The 19,072-nt window shown below is 61.0% G+C and carries 15 protein-coding genes and 1 pseudogene; 10 read left to right on the top strand and 6 right to left on the bottom strand.

All coding sequences use genetic code 11. The annotated features are described in order from the left end of the window. Positions 1-225 precede the first annotated feature (225 nt). The gene (locus tag GT370_RS09055; RefSeq protein WP_008492097.1) at positions 226-1,923 is read right to left on the bottom strand and encodes a dihydroxyacetone kinase family protein; all 1,698 of its coding nucleotides are present in this window, start codon (positions 1,921-1,923) and stop codon (positions 226-228) included. A 413-nt stretch (positions 1,924-2,336) separates the two neighbouring features. On the opposite strand from GT370_RS09055, the gene GT370_RS09060 reads away from it, so the two are divergent. Then, positions 2,337-4,583, top strand: coding sequence for a TonB-dependent receptor domain-containing protein (locus GT370_RS09060; RefSeq protein WP_008492096.1), 2,247 nt, complete (start codon positions 2,337-2,339; stop codon positions 4,581-4,583). Between the two features lie 384 nt (positions 4,584-4,967). Further along, on the top strand, positions 4,968-5,366 hold the full coding sequence (locus GT370_RS09065) for a TonB family protein (protein WP_270184255.1): 399 nt from the start codon (positions 4,968-4,970) through the stop codon (positions 5,364-5,366). Between the two features lie 247 nt (positions 5,367-5,613). Here the strand turns inward: GT370_RS09065 and GT370_RS09070 are convergent, their stop codons facing one another. Beyond that, on the bottom strand, positions 5,614-6,513 hold the full coding sequence (locus GT370_RS09070) for a LysR substrate-binding domain-containing protein (RefSeq protein WP_008492094.1): 900 nt from the start codon (positions 6,511-6,513) through the stop codon (positions 5,614-5,616). Between the two features lie 123 nt (positions 6,514-6,636). Between GT370_RS09070 and GT370_RS09075 the strand changes: the two genes are divergently transcribed. The 5 genes and pseudogenes from GT370_RS09075 (at position 6,637) to GT370_RS09095 (ending at position 11,739) form a co-directional block, all read left to right on the top strand. Further along, a complete protein-coding gene (locus tag GT370_RS09075) occupies positions 6,637-7,068 on the top strand; it encodes a cupin domain-containing protein (protein ID WP_008492092.1) in 432 nt (143 codons plus the stop codon). Positions 7,069-7,211: 143 nt separating this feature from the next. Then, positions 7,212-8,209 (top strand): annotated as a pseudogene (locus GT370_RS09080) (aldo/keto reductase). 137 nt (positions 8,210-8,346) lie between these two features. Beyond that, positions 8,347-9,405 (top strand): aldo/keto reductase, encoded by a 1,059-nt coding sequence (locus tag GT370_RS09085; RefSeq protein ID WP_008492089.1) that lies wholly within the window; start codon positions 8,347-8,349, stop codon positions 9,403-9,405. A 218-nt stretch (positions 9,406-9,623) separates the two neighbouring features. Continuing rightward, positions 9,624-10,567 (top strand): IS630 family transposase gene (locus tag GT370_RS09090; RefSeq protein WP_270184005.1). Its coding sequence is split into 2 segments (ribosomal slippage): positions 9,624-9,959 and positions 9,962-10,567, totalling 942 coding nucleotides; the frame shifts between segments, so codons are not numbered across the junction. 92 nt (positions 10,568-10,659) lie between these two features. Then, positions 10,660-11,739 carry an IS5 family transposase gene (locus tag GT370_RS09095; protein WP_083878918.1) on the top strand — a complete coding sequence of 360 codons (1,080 nt, stop codon included), beginning with the start codon at positions 10,660-10,662 and terminating at the stop codon, positions 11,737-11,739. Between the two features lie 495 nt (positions 11,740-12,234). Here the strand turns inward: GT370_RS09095 and GT370_RS09100 are convergent, their stop codons facing one another. The 4 genes from GT370_RS09100 to GT370_RS09115 are packed head-to-tail and all read right to left on the bottom strand — an operon-like array spanning position 12,235 to position 15,243. Beyond that, positions 12,235-12,588 carry an L-rhamnose mutarotase gene (locus tag GT370_RS09100; RefSeq protein WP_008492088.1) on the bottom strand — a complete coding sequence of 118 codons (354 nt, stop codon included), beginning with the start codon at positions 12,586-12,588 and terminating at the stop codon, positions 12,235-12,237. Continuing rightward, positions 12,585-13,358, bottom strand: a complete 774-nt coding sequence (locus tag GT370_RS09105; protein WP_008492087.1) for an SDR family oxidoreductase — start codon at positions 13,356-13,358, stop codon at positions 12,585-12,587. Before GT370_RS09105 ends, GT370_RS09100 begins: the two co-directional genes overlap by 4 nt. Positions 13,359-13,376: 18 nt before the next feature. Then, a complete protein-coding gene (locus GT370_RS09110; RefSeq protein WP_051060237.1) occupies positions 13,377-14,228 on the bottom strand; it encodes an amidohydrolase family protein in 852 nt (283 codons plus the stop codon). A gap of 28 nt (positions 14,229-14,256) precedes the next feature. Next, a complete protein-coding gene (locus GT370_RS09115; RefSeq protein WP_270184256.1) occupies positions 14,257-15,243 on the bottom strand; it encodes a sugar kinase in 987 nt (328 codons plus the stop codon). A 68-nt stretch (positions 15,244-15,311) separates the two neighbouring features. Here GT370_RS09115 and GT370_RS09120 point away from each other — a divergent pair, with 68 nt between their 5' ends. The 3 genes from GT370_RS09120 to GT370_RS09130 all read left to right on the top strand — a co-directional run bounded on the left by GT370_RS09120 (position 15,312) and on the right by GT370_RS09130 (position 19,058). Next, a complete protein-coding gene (locus GT370_RS09120) occupies positions 15,312-16,421 on the top strand; it encodes a D-mannonate oxidoreductase (RefSeq protein ID WP_008492082.1) in 1,110 nt (369 codons plus the stop codon). A gap of 121 nt (positions 16,422-16,542) precedes the next feature. Next, positions 16,543-17,559, top strand: coding sequence for a zinc-binding alcohol dehydrogenase family protein (locus GT370_RS09125; RefSeq protein WP_008492081.1), 1,017 nt, complete (start codon positions 16,543-16,545; stop codon positions 17,557-17,559). Next, positions 17,556-19,058 carry a UxaA family hydrolase gene (locus tag GT370_RS09130; RefSeq protein ID WP_008492080.1) on the top strand — a complete coding sequence of 501 codons (1,503 nt, stop codon included), beginning with the start codon at positions 17,556-17,558 and terminating at the stop codon, positions 19,056-19,058. Before GT370_RS09125 ends, GT370_RS09130 begins: the two co-directional genes overlap by 4 nt. Positions 19,059-19,072: the final 14 nt, after the last annotated feature.

The raw sequence follows: 19,072 nt of genomic DNA on the forward strand, positions 1-19,072 counted from the left end.
GCGCCGCCGCAATGACCGTGCGTAATGGACACGCGGAAAGGGCAGCATGATCACTCCTCACAGAACCGCTGTCCGCCGCTTCGTTGCGCCGTTGCCCTCAACGCCCATCGGTTGTGACGATAAAAACTACTCCAACCGCTTAGAGCAATATGTGTTTAGGTTGACGCGGTAGCGTCAAGATAAGCACATAAAATTGCTCGAAAAAACAAAAGCTAGAGCATCAAGCTAAAAGCTTGATGCTCTAGCGATCGCCCGCATCCACACCACCACGGCGCTCGCCCCCGCATCTGGAATGCCGATCGCCCGCGCGCCGATATAGCTGGCGCGGCCCAGGCGCGGTGTCATCTGTGCGGTCGCCGCGGTGCCGGCCTCGGCCGCCTCCAGCGCGGCGCGCCAGGCGCTGGCGCCATCCTTGCCGGCCTCGATCGCCTGGGCAAACGCATCCGCCGCCGGGCGCAGCGCGTCGAACATGGTGCGGTCTCCCGGTTTGGCGCCGCCGAGTTCACTCACGCTGGCAACCGCGATCAGGAAGGCCTGCGCCCAGTCTTGCAGCGCGGGCTCAGCGGCGCCGCCCAAATAGCGCGCGGCGCGCAGCAAGGCGGTGGCGTAGAACGGGCCGGAACTCCCCGCGATCGCCCGGCGCAGCGCGCCGCTCATCGCGCTCAGCGCCACGCCCGGCGCGGCAAAGGCCGCCTCTGGCAAGGCCCGCAGCGCCGCCGCGCCGCGTACGAAGCTGATGCCGAGATCGCCGTCGCCCGCGGCGCTATCCAACTCAGTCAGCCGCTCCTCTTCCGCCTCGAACGCGGCGGCGATGGCCAGCACCGCCTCACGCAAGGCCGGTTGGGCGCGGCGATCAGCGTCCAACGCATGGGCATCCGGCTCTGACGGCACGGGCACGATCACGCGCGGCGCCACCACGCCGGAGCCTGGCCAGGCCGGGGCGTCCGTCGCCGCATCCAGCGCCTGCAGCAGCTCATCGTCCAGAGCCAGCACCGAGAGCGAGCAGCCGGGCATTTCCAGCGCCGTCAGCAGATTGCCGCTCCAGGCGCGCGCAACCTGCAGCCCGCGTTCGCGCAGCAGCGCGAAGGCCTTGCGCGCCACCACGGCCAGCTCCATCGGCGTGGTGCCGCCCAGCCCGTTCACCAGCAGCGCCACATGCGCGCCCGGCTGCAGCCCGGCATCGTCCAGGATACTGTCCAGAATGGCGGTGACGAACGCATCGGCAGATGCCATCGGCACGCGGCGCACCCCGCGCTCGCCATGGATGCCCAGCCCCAGCTCGGCCTCGCTCTCCTCCAGCGTGAAGCCGGGGCGCCCGGCCGCCGGAACCGTGCACGCCCCCAGCGCCACCCCCATGCTGCCAACCCCATCGGCGGCGGCGCGGGCCAGGCTGGCCACCTCCGCCAGCTCCTTGCCCGCAGCGGCGGCGGCGCCGGCGACCTTATGCACCAGCACGGTGCCGGCAATGCCGCGCCGGCGGGCCGGCTCCACCGTGTCGCGCAGCGAGACATCATCCGCCACCACCACGATCTCCACCGGCAGCCCCTCGGCGCGGGCAAGCTCCGCCGCCAGGCCGAAATTCAGCCGGTCGCCGGTATAATTCTTCACGATCAGCAAGGCGCCCTTCGGCCCGCAGACGGCGCGAATGGCGGCCAGCACCGCATCAGCGCTGGGCGAGGTGAACACATCCCCGCACACCGCCGCATGCAGCATGCCATGCCCGACATAGCCGGCATGGGCCGGCTCATGGCCGCTGCCGCCACCGGAGATCACCGCCACCTCGTGACGTTGCAAAAAGCCGGGCAGGTCGGCGCGGACGATCACATCCTCGCCCTCGAGCAAGGCCTGGCCGGGATGCAGATCGACCAGCCCTTCCAGCATTTCACGGACCACCGCACGCGGATCATTGATGAGCTTCTTCATGGTGTTTCCTTTTTGATGGCCGCCTTGTTCTGGCGGATTGTCGTTCAGATGTAACCAAGCTGCGCCGAGATCGAGGAGGCCGCTTCTATCACGAAGGGGCGGCGGGCCTCCAGCCTGATCTCATTCATGCCTCTGGCGGGGCAGCTGACACTGGCCGTCTTGAATATATGCCCCCACCGGGACCGTTATGCCGCCCTCAACGCCACCCGCCAGCTGCAGCGGGCTCATCGTCATCCGCTCGCAGGGGAAGGTGGCGTTGATCATCGCCATCCTGCTGCGTGAGCGCATTTGCACGACGCGATGAAGGCGACAGGATCATGGCCTCGATGATTGTCATTAAAACTGCATGCCCCTGTCATTCGCCTGCCATGGATGGCCACTAGATACCCCGGCGACTCAACAGGGATATTGAAATGATCAAGTCGCGTCTGCTGCTCGGCACCGCCTGCAGCTTCATTGCCTTCGCCGCCGCCGCGCAGACCGCCACCACTTCAACCTCAATCGAGGCGATCAGCAAAACCGCCGGCGGCACCAGCGCCGCCGCGAAGGCGCCCGTGAAAGTGCCGCTTAAATCAACCTACTCCGCCAGCGTGATCTCCAAAAAAACCGTCGAAACCGCATCCCCGGCGGCGACGGCGCAGGATATTCTGCGGCGTGAACCGTCGATCTTTGTGACCAATAACGGCCCGGGCGGCGTCAACCAGCAGGTGACGTTTCGCGCCTTCAATTCCTCGCAATTCTCGGAAACCTATGATGGTGTCGGCCTCAATGACGCCTTTAACGGCGCCGTCACCGCGCAAGCGGATAATGACAATAATACGCTGATCACGACGAACGATTTCGAAAGCGTTCAGCTTTTCCGCGGCATCAATAATCCGGCCAATAACAGCTACGATTCGCTGGGCGGCACCATCAACTACGTCCCCCGCAAACCAAGCAACGAGGCTAATGCCGAAATCGGCGGTGGTTATGGCTCGTTCGATACCGCCAATTGGCACGCCACCCTGAACACCGGCCTGTATCACGGTGTAAAGCAGATTTTCTCCTTTGCCCGCCAGACCAGCAATGGCTGGACGCAGATGGACAAGAACAGCGGCTCCAACGTCTATTATGGGGTGGACGCGCCGTTGAATGGCGGCAACACCAATCTCTATGGCTCGTTCATTTTCAACCAGGCCACCGGCCTGGTGAATCAGTATCAGCCGGTGGCGCTGCTGCACCAATATGGCGACAATTTTCAGCTGCCCAGTTCAGATTATTTCAAGCAGAACAACTCAACCAATTTCGCCGGCATTGCCGGGATCACCCAGCAGATCACGCCGTATCTGAGCGCTGACCTGAAGGGATTTTTCTCCACCGATGATTATAACCGCAACTCCTTCTGCAACAAGAGCTTCGCGGCAAGCTATCTGTATCCCGTTAGCGATTGCAGCCATCGCCCCTATCATCTTTACGCTTATACGGCGCAGACCTTCGGCGTGCAGCCCAGCGCGACGCTGGATCTCCCCTTCAATACCGTCAAGTTTGGTGGCAATCTGACCATCTCGCATCTGCATTCGCGGGAATATTTCTCAGCCACCTCGCCGGTCGTGCCCGATCCGCAACCCGATGGCAGCGGCAATGATTTCTGGAACGAGCATGATTACCGCTCGCTCTTCTCGATCTATACCCAGGACGAGATCAGCCTGCTCAATGATAAGCTCAAGATCACGCCCGGCGTGAAATATCTCCTGGCCAACACCAAGGACACCGACCAGGCGGCTTATTACTACTCCACCGGCGGCAGCGTCTCCAACACTGAGCATTATCTGGCGCCAACCCTGGGGCTCAGCTACGAAGTGCTGCCTGGCCTCGACGCCTACGCCGCCTACGGCCAGAACGTAAAATTTCCAGAGATCACCGCTTATTATGGAAATATCGATACCGGTGCGAATTTCAACACTATCGTGCAGCCGCATACCTTGCCCGAGTATGTTCAGGATTATGAGGCGGGTCTGCGCTATGAGCGCGGCAGCCTGACCGTGGAAGGCAATTATTATCGCGAATATTTCACCAATACCTTCCAGACCTACACTGACAGCGCCTCCGGCAATTCCTACACCACCAATGGCGGCAACTCGGTGTTCGAGGGCGAGGAGTTGCAGCTGGGTGACGATTTTGGCGGGCTGCGGGGCGTCCCCGGTGACTTCGCCGGCTATCTCAACTACGCCCATAATACCGCGACCTATACGCAAAACTACTACACGAATGGCGCGCTCGAATTCAGCAAGGGCGAAGGTGTGGGCGGCGTGCCGGCCAATCTGATCAGTGCCGGTGTGAACTGGACGAAGGGTGGATTTTACGCCGCGCTCGACGCCAATTATGTCGGCAGCCAGGAGATTTTCTATGACAGCCACGCCTCCTCCACCGGTGCGGCGAATATCCCTTCGGGTACCCGCGCGGGCGGCTATGTGCTGACCAACCTTACCCTGCGCGACAGCGTGCCGGTTCATGCGGGGCTTATGAAGGCGCTGGTGCTGTCATTGCATATCGATAATCTGTTCGGCGTGCGCTATTATGCGCAGTCGCAGATCAACCAGGATGCCAACGGCAATTATTATAAGGAAGCCATCATGGGCGCGCCCCGCGCGGTCTATGGTGATGTCACGGTCAAGTTCTGAAGTGCGGGCTGCGGCGCGCCTGGCGGTGGTCATCCCGTCCAGGCGCGCTTTGCGATGAAAAGGATAATGGAACGATTTTGAAGGACCAAGCTTTCATCAGCGTGCCCGGGCCGGACCGGTTTGGCCGCGCCCTGCTGATCAGCTTCCTGCTGGAAGCCCTGGCCATTGGCGGTTTCGTGCTGGTGCCGCCGGCGCCGAAGCCGGTGGCTGCGGTGGTTGTGCGGGTGAAGATCGACGCGCCCCCGGCGCCCAAGCCGGTGGTGCAGCCGCCCCCGCCAAAACCGGCTCCGCCCCCGCCGCCAATGCCCCCGCCGCCGGTCCCGGTGCCAGCCCAACTGCCTCCGCCGCCCGCTCCCCATCCCAGCCATCGGGTGATCCGGCACGTTGCGCATATTCCGCCGCCGCCTGCCCGGCCTGTATCCCCATGCCGACGCCGCCGGCTCCGCCCACCCCGGCCCCGCCGCACCACCTCCCGCGCCGATCGCCTCGCCCACGGTGATGGCGCGATATGCCAGCGAGGTCCGCGCTGACGTGCTGGCACAGCTGACGGTGCCGCAAATACTGATCGATGCCGGATTGTCAGGCGATTGTGTGCTGGAATTCACGGTGGCGCCGGATGGCACGCTGCTCTCTGCCAGCCTGTTGACCAAGAGTGGCCTGAGCGCCGTCAATCAGGCGGCGCTGGCGGCGCTGCGCGCCGCGCGCTTGCCGGCTTTCCTGCCGGGCATGCCGGCCGGGCCACACCGCTTCACCTTGCCCGTTCACGTTGCCGGCAACAGCTAGCATCGCAGATATGATTTGTCGCTTTGGTTTGCCTCCCTCGCGAGCGTAATAGGCGTTGAGGTTGACGCGACAACGTGACCCTGAATGCATGAAATTGCTGGCCAAAACATGCGTCGAGCGAGGGGTGTAAACCCATCTCGCTCTACTCATGATTTAGAGGCGGATTCAGACATAAGATGCTATCGCGCAGCGATTCCATCTTATGTCATCCAGCTCTGGAGAATCGACAATCTCGCCTGGCGCCGTCCTATACTCCTTCACGCGCACGGATCATCTCCATCAGCGGCCGCAACCCTGGTTCATTCTGCCGCCTGCTGGCGAAATAGGCGTAGAATCCTGGGCCCGTGGAAGCCCATTCCGGCAGCACAACCTCCAGCGCGCCGCGTTCGATCTCGTCTTTCACCCGCCGTTCCAGCACATAGGCCAAACCAAGCCCATCAATGGCAGCGGCGATGGTCGTCTCGGTATTATTGACCTGCAATGGGCCGGCTACATCCAACCGGAGCTGACGCTCACCATCGCCCAATTCCCATTTATAGGAGGTATTATTCCCCAGCCGAACGCCGATGCATGGCAGGCGCGCCAGCGCCCGCGGCGTTTCTGGCCGCCCATGCCTGGACAGAAAGCCTGGCGCTCCCACCACCACCCAGCGCAGCGGGCGGGTCAGTGGCACGGCCACCATATCCTGCGGCACGGTACCGCCATAACGTATGCCGGCGTCAAATCCCTCGGCGATGATATCAACGGGCCTGTCCTCCACGCTCAGGACGAGTGCCACTTGCGGATAATGCGAGGCGAATTCCGCCAGCACGGGCGAGAGCAGCAAGCGCGCGGCGTCCAGCGGCACATTGACACGCAACAGCCCTGAGGGGTTCTGGCGGTAGCTCTCTATGCCCGAAAGCGCCGCGCCGATGAGGTCGAACCCCTGCTCCAGGCGTTGCGCGAGCTGCTCCCCTGGCGCCGTGGGCATGACCGTGCGGCTGGTGCGGTGCAGAAGCCGCACCCCCATCCTCATCTCCAGTTTGCGCATCGCGTGGCTGAGCGCGGAGGTGGTCACCCCCAGCTCTATGGCCGCGCGCTTGAAGCTGCGATGCCGCACGATGGTGGCGAAGATTTGCAAATCGGGCAGGTCGAAGCGGTTCAACATGGCGTTTCCAACGTTGAATTGAGATCAAACCTGCCTTGAGTCAATCTCAACCCCTTGACATGGCGCAACCGGCCCCGCCCCCTATGAAAAACGCTCTCACGCCAAAATGCAGAGGAACACGACATGCAGAGCACCGGCTATCATTTCTTCGATCTGGCTGAAATCAAATCCCGGTTTCCCGCCACGGCGGAATCGATGATCATGGATGCCTACCTCTCAGACCACGATTCCGCCAGCGCCCGGCTTTTCCGGCTCTATCATCCGCTGCCGCGCCATTATCATCTCACCTGCGATGAGCATCTTCTGCTGCTGGAGGGTGAGGTGGAGTTCGTGATCGCCGATGAAGCACCGAAGCGGTTGCACGCGGGCCAGATGGTAACCTTCCTGCGCGAGACGGTGCATGCGATCATGCCCGTTCCCGGTGCTCCGGCGATTTTCCTTGCCGTCGACACCCCCCGCCGCTTTCCGCAGGATGTATATTTCGTGGATCCGCTGTCCACCCCCGCCCGGGCCTTCGTCACTCACCTCTCGGATTACGGCGCGCAGTCTGGCTGACACCCGGCCATTCAACGCCTCGTTGAACCAGGTTCAACCAAACCCGGTGGAAGATCCTGCATGGGGGTCTATCTTGTGGGCTGGACCCCATCGCAGTGCCGGTGGTGCCAGAGCGCCCGGACTGAATCTGACAGGAGTGAGACATGGAAACCATCACCATCGGCAAGAGTGCCGTCGTCACCTCGCGCATCGGGCTCGGCACCTGGGCCATTGGCGGCTGGATGTGGGGCGGCACGGATGAGGCGGAGTCCATCGCCACCATCCAGAGCGCTGTGGCGCGCGGGATCACCTTGATCGACACGGCGCCCGTCTATGGCTTCGGTCGGTCGGAGGAGATTGTCGGCAAGGCCATTGCGGAGGGCGGGCTGCGGGATAAGGTGCAGATCGCCACCAAGCTCGGCCTGGCCTGGAAGGACGGCAAGGTGTTCCGCGATGGGCGCCGGGCGCGTATCCGCCAGGAAATCGAGGACTCCCTGCGCCGCCTGCGCACCGACCGGATCGACCTCTACCAGGTGCATTGGCCGGACCTGGAAACGCCGCTTGAGGAAACCGCCGAAACGCTGGAGACATTGCGCCGCGAGGGTAAGATCCTGTCCATCGGCGTCAGCAATTTCTCGCCCGCGCAGATGGACGCGTTCCGTACCGCCGCACAGCTCGACGCGATGCAACCACCCTATAATCTGTTCGAGCGTGGGATTGAGGCGGCTGAGTTACCATATGCCGCCAATACCGGCCTGACCGTGCTGAGTTATGGCGCGCTGTGCCGCGGCCTGCTGAGCGGGCGGATGAAAGCGGATACCGTGTTCGAAGGCGACGATCTGCGCCGTAACGACCCGAAATTCAATGGCGAGCGTTTCACCCAATATCTCCAGGCGGTGGAGGAACTCCGCGAGCTGGCGCAAAGGCGTTACGGCAAATCCGTGCTGGCGCTGGCCCTCCGCTGGGTGCTGGACCAGGGGCCGACCATCGCGCTCTGGGGCGCGCGCAATCCCAGCCAACTCGACCCCGCGAAGGATGCCATGGCTGGACTTTGGATGCCGAAGGCAAGACGGAGATCGAAGCCATTCTCGCGCGCTGCATCAAGTCTCCGGTAGGCCCGGAATTCATGGCGCCGCCGCGCAAGCGTCCGGAACAGGTTTAGCGCTTCAAGCTTTTAGCTTGATGCCCCAACTTTTATTTCGGCGAGAAATTTCATGTGTTTTATCTTGAGGCTGCCGCGTCAAGATAAACACATATTGGTCCAAGTGACGCCATTCATTCAGTTCGAGGAGAGGGAAGATGGAATATCGCGTGCTGGGCCATTCCGGCCTGAAAGTTTCAACGCTCATTCTGGGTACGATGACCTTCGGCGGCCAGGGCAATTTCTCCAAGGTCGGAAATGCCGGCCTCGAACAGGCGCGCCGCCAAATTGACATGAGCCTGGAGGCGGGGGTGAACATGCTGGACACGGCCGATATCTACTCCAACGGCGTCTCGGAGGAGATCATCGGTCAAGCCATCGCCGGGCGGCGCAACAAATTGCTGCTCGCCACCAAAGCGCGGTTTCCGATGCGTGAGAAAGGGCCGAATGACCGTGGCCTTTCCCGCCAGCATCTCATCCGCGCCTGCGAGGACAGTCTGAAGCGGCTGAAAACCGACCATATCGACCTCTATTGGTGCCATGAATGGGATGGGCAGACGCCGGTGGAAGAGATATTGCGCGCGCTGGACGATCTGACCCGCGCAGGCAAGATCGGCTATGTAGGCGTTTCCAATTTCTCCGGCTGGCATGTGATGAAGATGCTGGGCGCCGCCAAGACGGAGGGGCTGGTACGGCCGATTGCGCAACAGATTTATTACAGCCTGCAAGCGCGCGATGCGGAATATGAGCTGCTGCCGATCGCGGTGGACCAGGGGGTGGGCGCGATCATCTGGTCACCTCTCGCCGGCGGGCTGCTCTCGGGCAAATATCGTCGCGGCAAGCCGGAGCCCGACGGCACGCGCCGTGCCGCGCAATGGCAGGAGCCGCCTGTGCGCGATGTTGAGGCGCTCTACGATATCATTGAGAAAATCGTGGAGATTGCCGCAAAGCGGGGCGTGACTTCGGCGCAGGTGGCATTGGCCTGGCTGCTGACGCGCCCTGGTGTCTCGAGTGTGATCGTCGGTGCACGCACCGAGGCGCAGCTGGAGGATAATCTTCAAGCCGCCGCGCTGGTTCTGGAACCGGGCGAGATCGCGGCGTTGGAGGCCGTCAGCCGGCCGCCATTGCTCTATCCGTACTGGCACCAGAAGGCCACCGCGTCCGACCGGCTTTCACCGGCCGATCTGGTGCTGATCGGCCCGCATCTGGACGCGTAGATTCGAAATGAAAGCCTAGCATCCGGTGCGCATCTCCGCAGGCTGCACGAGACGATTATTCGTGTTGCCCGCGGCCATTCCCGATGCAGGCTGTCCTTCCTTTGGAGAGCTCGTCACCGGATTTAGAGTCTCTTTCCTCTCACTTGAATCGTTTTTGGGATTCCGGCGCGGGCTGATTTCTGATTCAAGCTGACTGCTGGGTTGGAGGTCAGCTTGGAATGGGTCGGCATTATTCGAACGATCTAAGGGAACGAGTGGCGGCGGCGGTTTTATCTGGCCGTTCGTGCCGTGAGGTTGCGGCGCTGTTTTCTGTAAGTCCGGCAAGTGCGGTGAAGTGGTCGCAGCGGCTGCGGGAGACGGGTAGTGCTGCGGCCAAACCGCAAGGCCGGCGGCCGCCTCGGGCTTTGGCGCCGCATTTGAGCTGGATACTGGCCCGGCTGGACGAGAAGCCGGATTTGACGATGCGCGCCTTGGCGCTGGAACTTGGCGCGCGCGGCGTTGCCACAAGTGAGGTTTCGGTGTGGCGCCTGGTGCGTGACGCCCGGCTCAGTTTCAAAAAAAAACGCTGTTCGCCGCCGAGCAAGATCGTCCCGACGTGGCGCGCAAACGCCGGTTCTGGAAGAAGCATCAGGCAAAACTGGCGCCTGAGCGGCTGGTTTTTCTGGACGAAACCTGGGCCAAGACGAATATGACGCGCCTGCGCGGCTGGTCACCGCGCGGTCAGCCCCTACAGGCAAAGGTGCCACATGGTCACTGGAAAACCTTGACCTTCCTGGCCGCCTTGCGCTCAGATCGCATCGACGCCCCCTTCGTTCTGGACGGGCCAATCAACGGCAAAACATTCACCGCCTATGTCCGCCAGATGCTAGTGCCGACTTTGTCCCCCGGAGACATCGTCATCATGGACAATCTCGGCAGCCATAAAGGCCCCGCCGTGCGCAAGGCCATTCGAGACGCAGGTGCCAAACTCCTCTTCCTGCCGCCCTACAGCCCCGATCTCAACCCCATCGAGCAGGTCTTCGCCAAACTCAAAACCCTGCTCCGAAAAGCCGCAGAAAGAACCGTCGAAGCCACATGGAAGCGCATTGGAATATTGCTCAACGAGTTCAAGCCCAACGAATGCGCAAACTACCTCAGAAACTCAGGGTATGCGTCAAATTAAGTGAAAGAGACTCTAGCAGTTTGCTGAAAAACTCCTGGCGGCCGGGATTATGATGTGATTCACTTTGGCTGGCAGGTTTTGTGAGGCGTGGGGTGCGGGGTTCTTTTCGAGATCAGGGCGGGATGTTTTCGTATGTTTCACCAGAAACACGGGTTCCGGCGACCCATCCGTTGCGAGCGATCCGTGCTTTGGTGCGGGATGTTCTGCATGAGATGAGCCGCAGCTTTGCCTGGCTGTATTCCAGGGAAGGCCGGCCCTCGGTGCCGCCTGAACAATTGCTGAGCGCGCTGCTGATCCAGGTGCTGTACGGGATTCGCTCGGAACGGCAGTTGATGGAGCAACTGGATTATAATCTCCTGTACCGCTGGTTTGTGGGCTTATCCCCGGATGATCCGGTCTGGAACCCGACCACGTTTAGCAAGAACCGCGAGCGCCTGCAGAACGGCGATATATTCCAGAAATTCATGAGCCGGCTGCTGAACCACCCGCGGGTGACGCCGCTACTATCGGATGAGCATTTCTCGGTGGACGGCACGCTGATCGAGGCGTGGGCGTCGCAGAAGAGCTTCCGGCCGAAGGATGGCAGCGACGATGATGGTTCGGATTTCCACGGTCAGAAGCGTAAGAACGATACCCATGCCAGCACCACCGACCCGGAAAGCCGGCTGTACCGCAAGGCCGCTGGGCGGGAGGCAAAGCTTTCGTATATGGGGCACGCGCTGATGGACAACCGGCACGGCTTGGCGGTGGGTGGCCGAGTGACCCAGGCCACAGGCACGGCTGAGCGTGAAGCCTCGGAAGCGATGTTGAAAGCCAAAGCCAAGTCGGCCGCCGGGCGGATCACCGTAGGCGAAGACAAGGCTTACGATACCGCCGATCATGTCGCCAATCTGCGCGACGCCGGCGTGACACCGCATGTCACACAAAACAACGGTGAGACCAAAACCGGCAGGCACCGCCGCAGCGCGATTGACGGACGCACCACGCGCCATCCCGGTTATGCGATGTCGCAGACCCGCCGGGCGATGATCGAGTGCATATTCGGCTGGGGCAAGCAGCACGGCACGATGCGCAAGACCAAGCTGCGCGGCGTTGCGCGGGTCGCCGGCACCTTCATGCTCAACCTGATCGCCTATAATCTGGTACGCATTCCAAAAATGGTGGCAATATAAGGGACGAGTCTGTCCGCTGGACGAAAAAAGTCCAGAAACCGGCAAGAAACTTCAATCACTTGAACCAAAATCCAGGCCCCAAAGCTAAATCAGAAAAAATAAAACCAAGTTTCGGGGTTTTTCAGCAAACTGCTAGAGCAATATGTGTTTAGGTTGATGCGCCAGTGTCAAGATAAACACATGAAATTGCTCGCTAAAACAAAACTTAGAGCATCAAGCTAAAAGCTTGATGCTCTAGCCGGGCCTGTGGGAATCATCCCGCCGGTTGGTAGCAAGACATGTGAGTGATCGAGCTTGCGGCCGCACCGGCCCACACAATTGCCAACCTTCGAAAATCACCAAAATCAATCAATGAGTTGGACAAGGCGACCCTGAGATCTTGAGGTCCCGTTTTGACGGTCATGCTGCGCCTGCTTCGGGTTCAGTCACGTGGTCGAGAATATCAAAGTTACGACACCATCATTCTGCGATTATTGTTCGTCGTAAATGATTGGGTCAATCTAACTCCATTGCCTTGCTTAGTTGAAAAATCCGTGCCGCGGCCTGCCATTTGCTGCCTTCGGGCGCGTCAGGTAATGCCCTCTGGAATGCCCACATCAGCTTTTCCCACTCCTGGACGCGCGGGTTGTCAACCTCCATCGCGGCCATGTGCGCGAAGCTGAAATCCGGCCCTGTTTCCAGCAGCATCACCAGCCGGTCGCCATAACGCCAGATCGTCATGTCCTCCACCCCAGCTTCATGTATGTGGGCCAGCACCTCCGGCCATACCTGCCGGTGGTGCGCGTCGTACCGCGCAATCAACGCGGGATCATCCTTCAGATCCGGGACCAGGCAATGGCGTGTCGTCATGGAAGATCATCCAGCGCGCGGTCGAGATGCAGATAGCCGCCATCCACGCTCAGCCATTGGCCAGTGGTATGCCCGGCGCGCGATGAGAGCAGAAACACCACCGTATCCGCGATCTCTTGCGGCACCGTCATCCGCCGGCCGAGCGGTATATGCCGATTGATCTGCGCCAGCCTAGCCGCTGGATCGGGAAAGCGCGCCAGCCATCGCTCATAGAGAGGGGTCATCACCTCGGCTGGCAGAACGGCATTGACACGGATGCCATCTGCCGCGAGATCCGCGGCCCACTCACGCGTCAACGCCAGTACCCCGCCTTTGGCGGCGGTGTAGCCGCTGGTATGGCCCTGCCCGGTCAACGCTGTCTTGGAGGCGATGTTCACCACCGCGCCTTTCGTGGCGCGCAGATGTGGCAAGGCATGATGCGTCATACCATAGACGTGCAACAGATTCCGGCGCAGTGAGCCTGCAAACGCCTCGACGCCGGCCTCCAATCCAACGCCGTCATTCACCCCGGCATTATTCACCAGCCCGTCCAGCCTCCCATGGCGCGCCACCACACGGCCAATCGCGGCGGCGCAGGCGGCGTCATCATCCAGCTCCAACTGCTCGGCGCCATATTGCGCCAGCGTCGCGACCAATGCGGCGGGCGGTGCGACGCGGTCGAAAATCACTGGTACAGCGCCCTCTGCCGCAAGACATTGGCTGATCGCCGCACCGATGCCGGAACTCCCTCCGGTCACGATGAAAACCTTATTCGCGAGCTGCAAATCCATGGTCAAATTCCCCGGCCATCATAACAACTTTAGATTATAGACCTTGGCGGCATTGCCGCCGAACATTGCCGCGCGCTCCGGCGCGCTGTACGCAGCCATTGCTTCCGCCGCAAGCGAAACGACCTCCTGATATTCAGCCGCCAACGTGCAAACAGGCCAGTCACTGCCGAACAGTACGCGGGCTGGGCCGAATAATTCGATGACCGCACGGGCATAACGCAACAGATTCTGCCCACGCCAATTCTTCCAATCAGCCTCCGTCACCAGGCCAGACAGCTTACAGACGACATGCGGTAAGGCCGCCAGCCGTGCGAGATTGTCATGCCATGTCCACCACTCCCCTTCCGGGATCGCCGGCTTGGCGCAATGATCGACAATAATCCAGTGCGCATCGTGCCTGGCACAGAATTGGGCTGATCCTGAAAGCTGATGGGATTTCAGCAGAAGATCGAAGCTCTTACCCTGCCGCTGCAAGCGCTCCATGCCTTCATTGAAGGTCGCATCCGCCATGACCGCGGCTGGATCGGGCATCGCTTGCAAAACCGGCCGTAAGCCGCAAAAGCCCGGGTCTTCCGCCCAGCCCTCTAAACGCATGGAAAAATCCGGTGCGGTGAAATCCGCCCAGCCAACCACGCCCGCGACAGACGGATTGTCTCTCGCCAAGGCCAGTAGCCAATCGGTTTCTTCCGGCCGCGTGCGCGCCTGCACCGCGACGCTCGCATCAATCTCCGCCCCGCGCCGTAAAGTCTCCAATTCGGATGGCAGGAAATCCCGCTGCAAAACGCTCATACCACGCTCGATCCATGGCAGCTCCTGCGGATTGTAGCGCCAGAAATGCTGATGCGAGTCGATACGCTTCGCTCTTTCCACGGTAACCTCCAGAGACACGGATCCCAACCTATCCGCCCACCGCGGCGCCAGACGGTACAAAGCCTTCCAGCGACACATCGACGATGGCACCCCGTTTTGCCACCACCTGCCTCGCCAATTCATGGCCCCAGGAAAGGCAGGTGCTCGCATCCGCGCCCAAAATTACACCGGCCAGATAAGCGCCGTTGAAACTATCCCCTGCCGCCGTGGAATCCAACACCTGTCCGGCCGGGGCGAAACGCGGCAGCGCAATGGCTACGTCTTCCACGGCAAACGGCCCAGCTGCGGCGCGTTTCAGTGCGCCTTGCCGGCAACCGCAACGCCGCAGCCGAGCCAAAATCGCGTCCTCATCGACATCGCCGAACAATGCCATTTCGTCATCAATAGAAGGCAGCGCGATGTCCGTCAGATGCCATGCCTGGTCGATGGCCGCTTGCGCCGTCTTCAAATCCGCCCATAAAAGCGGCCGGTAATTGGAATCAAAGGCGACCTTGATCCCATGCGTGTGGCGCAGTCTGGCCACATGGCTGAGAAAGCGCCCGCGTACCGGCTCGGACATAATCGCCAGGCTGATGGCTGAGAAATAAAGGATTTTGCACTGGCCTAGCGGTTCAAATTCAGCTTCTGCCTGAAACAGCCTGCGCGCCGCCGAGTCCGCCCGCCAATAATAAAATGATCTCTCCCCGGCAGGATCGGTCTGCACCGCATAGATGCCGATATTGCGCTCAGGGTCGCGGCCAATGGTCTCGCAATTCAACCCTTCTGCTTGGGCGAGCCGAAAAAATCCGTCGGAGAGCGGGTCTTTGCCTATTCGCGTAAGATAACCCACCGCCCTGGGCGCATTAAGCACACGGCTGCAATAGATCGCAGTGTTGAAACTGTCTCCGGCGAAACCAACGGCGAAATCCGCTGCATCCTGACGGAGTTCAGCCATCGCCTCGCCCACGCAAAGAAGCTGCATCGTCCTCCGCGCCGCTTCATCAAACTCACCAAAGCGGCGCGTCATGCCCGCCATCTCTCCCGAATTGCAACCGCTGCAATTATGTATATTATGATTATGTACATTATGAGGCTGTTGCGTCTATGTCAATCACGCCTATTCTGCAATTCGGCACCAGCCGGTTTCTGCAGGCCCACGCGGATTTGTTTATATCGGAGGCGTTGGCCCACGGGCAGGCGCTTGGGCCGGTCAGCGTCGTGCAATCCAGCGGCAACCCCGACCGCGCAGAGCGGTTGTCGGCGCTCGCCAACGGGTATGTTGTGCGGATTCAAGGGGTGCGGAACGGCGCTCAGGTTTCGCACGAAACCCACGTGAACGCGATCACCCGGGCATTGGACACGCGTACGCAGTGGCCGGAAATCTGCGCCATTGCGGCGCAGGAGGCGCAGATCATCCTTTCAAATACAGGCGATTCCGGTTGGGTGCCGAAACCGGAGGACGATGCGCCCGGGTTTCATCAAGCCATGTCTTACCCCGCCAAATTAACGCATTTGCTCAATGCCCGCTTCCAGGCCGGCGGTCAGCGGCTGCAGATAATGCCAACCGAGCTGATCACCCGGAACGGCGAGCGCCTGCGCGAACATGTACTGGCACGAGCCGAACGTCTTTCAGCATCCTTCGCGGCATGGGTGGCGTCGGAGGTTTTGTTCGTGAACTCCCTGGTGGACAGAATCGTCTCCGCGCCGCTGGAGCCAGCCGGTGCGGTTGCTGAGCCCTACGCATTATGGGCAATCGAAGAATGTGACGGGTTGATCCTGCCCTGCACCCACCCAGCGATCCAGCTGGTGGACAGCCTTGCACGGATCGAGAAGCTCAAGCTGCATATCCTTAATCTCGGCCATAGCTACATGGCGGCCGGCTGGCTGGCCCGCGGCGGCGGCACAGAGGAAACCGTGCGTGACGTGATGGAGAATGAGGTTTTGCGCGCGGATATAGCTGACCTTTATGCGCGCGAGGTACTACCGGTGTTCGCCGCCGCTGGCTACCGTGAAGAGGCTGAACCCTACGCAGCCGCGACGCTGGAGCGCTTTGCCAACCCGTTTCTGGCCCACCGGCTCTCGGATATAGCCACTCATCACACCGAAAAACTGCAACGCCGAATCGGCGCGTTTCTAGATTGGGCGGCGTCATTGCAAACCAACATCGCGCAGCCGCGCCTGCGCACGGCGATGGCGGGCATAAAATGCAATTGACATCGGGGCGAAGTGACGACAAAAATGATTTTAATTATATCATACAATATATGACACAGGCGGCTGGTAAAGCCACGCCCTCGCCGGTCCGCATGGGCTGGCGCGACACGGGAAACACGTAATGAACGACAAGACCTTCCTCATGCAGCGCGGCGTCTGCGTCGAGCCGCACCGATTTGAATTATGGCCCTCGCCACTCCCGCTATCGGCGCCCGCGGGCTGGGCGCTCGTGGATATCGCGGCAATGGGCGTGTGCGGCACGGATTATCATATCTTCGAGGGGAAGCATCCTTATCTGGAATATCCGCGCGTGATCGGCCACGAGTTGAGCGGGAGGCTCGTGGAGGGGTGTGGCGGCATGGCCAAGGGCACGCTGGTGGTGGTCAACCCGTATCTCGCCTGCGGCGAGTGCCGCGCCTGCCGCAACAACAAACCAAATTGCTGCACACGGATCGAGGTTCTCGGCGTTCACCGCGATGGCGGGCTGTGCGCGCGAATCGCCGTACCGCAAGGCAATCTCTATCCAGCCGATGGCCTCACCGAGACCCAGGCGGCGATGGTGGAGTTTCTGGCCATTGGCGCGCATGCGGTCGCCCGCGCCGGGGATATTTTCGGCAGCCGGACGTTGATCACCGGCGCAGGACCTATCGGGCTTGGCGCCGCCTTGTTTGCCCGGCTTGCCGGGGCCGACGTGCATCTGCTCGATATCAGCGCCAAGAGGCTGCAAAAGGTAGGCGAGACATTCGGCTTTACGCATCTGCATCATGGGGCCACCCATCTCCTCCAAGGAGAGCGCGCGGATGGGTTCGACGTAATCTTCGATGCTACTGGCAATGCGCAAGCCATCGAGGCAGGCTTCGCGTTCTTGGCGCATGGCGGCACTTATGTGCTGATCAGCGTCGTCAAGGACCGGATCAGTTTTAACGACCCTGAGTTTCACAAGCGCGAAGCGCGGCTTATCGGCAGCCGCAATGCGCTGAAGGAGGATTTCATGCGCGTCATAGCGGCTATCCGTGCCGGACAGATCGATACCTCTGCATTACTCTCGGAGGAATTGCATATCAACGAGCTTGCCGCGCGGCTACCGCTATTAGCCAAGGACCGCGAAGACTTGATCAAGGCGATCGTATACCCATGAGCGCGCGCAAGGAGAAAATTCTACGCCTGCATCCGCGGGATAATATCGGCATCGCCTTGGCAGACTTGCGGCTCGGAGAAGAACTGGCCACTCAACCCGTGCCACGCGGCCACAAGATCGCCCTGGACCCCATCAAGCAGGGCGAAGTCGTGATCAAATATGGGCAGATCATCGGCAGCGCCACGGCAGATATCCCCGTTGGTTCGCATGTCCACACGCATAATCTCGGCATGGCGCAGGACCGCAATCAGGCTGGCCAGCCCCCCTCCCCGCCCGCCATCGCGCACGCCGGCACTGACACCTTCAACGGCTATGTCCGCCCTGATGGCCGCGTGGGAACGCGCAATTATGTTGGCGTCATGACCACGGTCAATTGCTCCGGCTCGGTCGCCCGATTCATCGCAGAAGATGCGCGCGGCTGCGGCCTGCTTGACGAATTCACCCATATCGACGGCATCGTGCCGATCACCCATAATACCGGTTGCGGTATGGCCGGGCGGGGTGAGGGTTACGACATGCTGCTGCGTACCCTGGCCGGATATCTGCGCCATCCCAATTTCGGCGCCATTCTGCTGGTGGGGCTCGGCTGCGAGGTGATGCAACTATCGGCGCTGACGGATATGCCGAACCTGCGTGACCCGACCTCCTTCCGATTCCTAACCATTCAGCAGAGCGGCGGCACCAGAGCAACGATCGAGGCCGCGCGCCCCATTCTGCGTGAACTCGCTGGTCTGGCGAATACGGCGAGGCGGCAACCCGTCTCCGCCGCTCATCTGACGATTGGCCTGCAATGCGGCGGCTCGGACGGGCTTTCGGGTATCACCGCCAACCCCGCGCTGGGCATTGCCTCAGACCTTTTGGTCGCACAGGGGGGCACCTCCATTCTTTCGGAGACACCAGAGATTTACGGTGCTGAACATCTGCTGCTGAACCGCGCCACCTCGCCGGACATTGCCGAGGCACTGAAGAGCCGGCTGGCCTGGTGGTCGGATTATTGCGCGCGCAATGGTGGCGAGATGGATAATAATCCGTCGCCCGGCAATAAGCGCGGCGGGCTGACGACAATTTTGGAAAAGTCCCTCGGCGCAGTGGCCAAGGCGGGCAGTGCCCCCCTGAGCGGCGTGTATCGTTATGCGGAACCTATCACCACGAAGGGCTTCGTGTTCATGGACAGTCCGGGCTATGATCCTTGCTCTGTAACCGGGCAGGTTGCTTCTGGGGCTAACCTGATCTTGTTTACCACCGGGCGCGGCTCGGTATCTGGCTACAAGCCAGTACCAGGCATCAAGCTCAGCACAAACAACGATTTATGGGCGCGCATGTCCGAGGATATCGACATAAATTGCGGCGACATCATCGATGGCGTGCCATTGGAGCAAAAAGGGGCGGAGATCTACCAGATGCTGCTCTCGATAGCTTCCGGTCAAAAAACAAAAAGTGAAAATCTTGGATTTGGTCTGGTGGAGTTCGTACCCTGGCAGATCGGCGCGACCATGTAAGCGCGCCGATCTTC

The organism is Acidocella sp. MX-AZ03 (genome assembly GCF_027626035.1).
Taxonomy (GTDB): Bacteria; Pseudomonadota; Alphaproteobacteria; order Acetobacterales; family Acetobacteraceae; genus Acidocella; species Acidocella facilis.

Bases quoted from the DNA above. Each gene is read 5' to 3' on its own strand.
- GT370_RS09055 (WP_008492097.1), bottom strand. From the start codon at position 1,923: ATGAAGAAGCTCATCAATGATCCGCGTGCGGTGGTCCGTGAAATGCTG.
- GT370_RS09060 (WP_008492096.1), top strand. From the start codon at position 2,337: ATGATCAAGTCGCGTCTGCTGCTCGGCACCGCCTGCAGCTTCATTGCC.
- GT370_RS09070 (WP_008492094.1), bottom strand. From the start codon at position 6,513: ATGTTGAACCGCTTCGACCTGCCCGATTTGCAAATCTTCGCCACCATC.
- GT370_RS09075 (WP_008492092.1), top strand. From the start codon at position 6,637: ATGCAGAGCACCGGCTATCATTTCTTCGATCTGGCTGAAATCAAATCC.
- GT370_RS09085 (WP_008492089.1), top strand. From the start codon at position 8,347: ATGGAATATCGCGTGCTGGGCCATTCCGGCCTGAAAGTTTCAACGCTC.
- GT370_RS09100 (WP_008492088.1), bottom strand. From the start codon at position 12,588: ATGACGACACGCCATTGCCTGGTCCCGGATCTGAAGGATGATCCCGCG.
- GT370_RS09105 (WP_008492087.1), bottom strand. From the start codon at position 13,358: ATGGATTTGCAGCTCGCGAATAAGGTTTTCATCGTGACCGGAGGGAGT.
- GT370_RS09115 (WP_270184256.1), bottom strand. From the start codon at position 15,243: ATGGCGGGCATGACGCGCCGCTTTGGTGAGTTTGATGAAGCGGCGCGG.
- GT370_RS09120 (WP_008492082.1), top strand. From the start codon at position 15,312: ATGTCAATCACGCCTATTCTGCAATTCGGCACCAGCCGGTTTCTGCAG.
- GT370_RS09125 (WP_008492081.1), top strand. From the start codon at position 16,543: ATGAACGACAAGACCTTCCTCATGCAGCGCGGCGTCTGCGTCGAGCCG.
- GT370_RS09130 (WP_008492080.1), top strand. From the start codon at position 17,556: ATGAGCGCGCGCAAGGAGAAAATTCTACGCCTGCATCCGCGGGATAAT.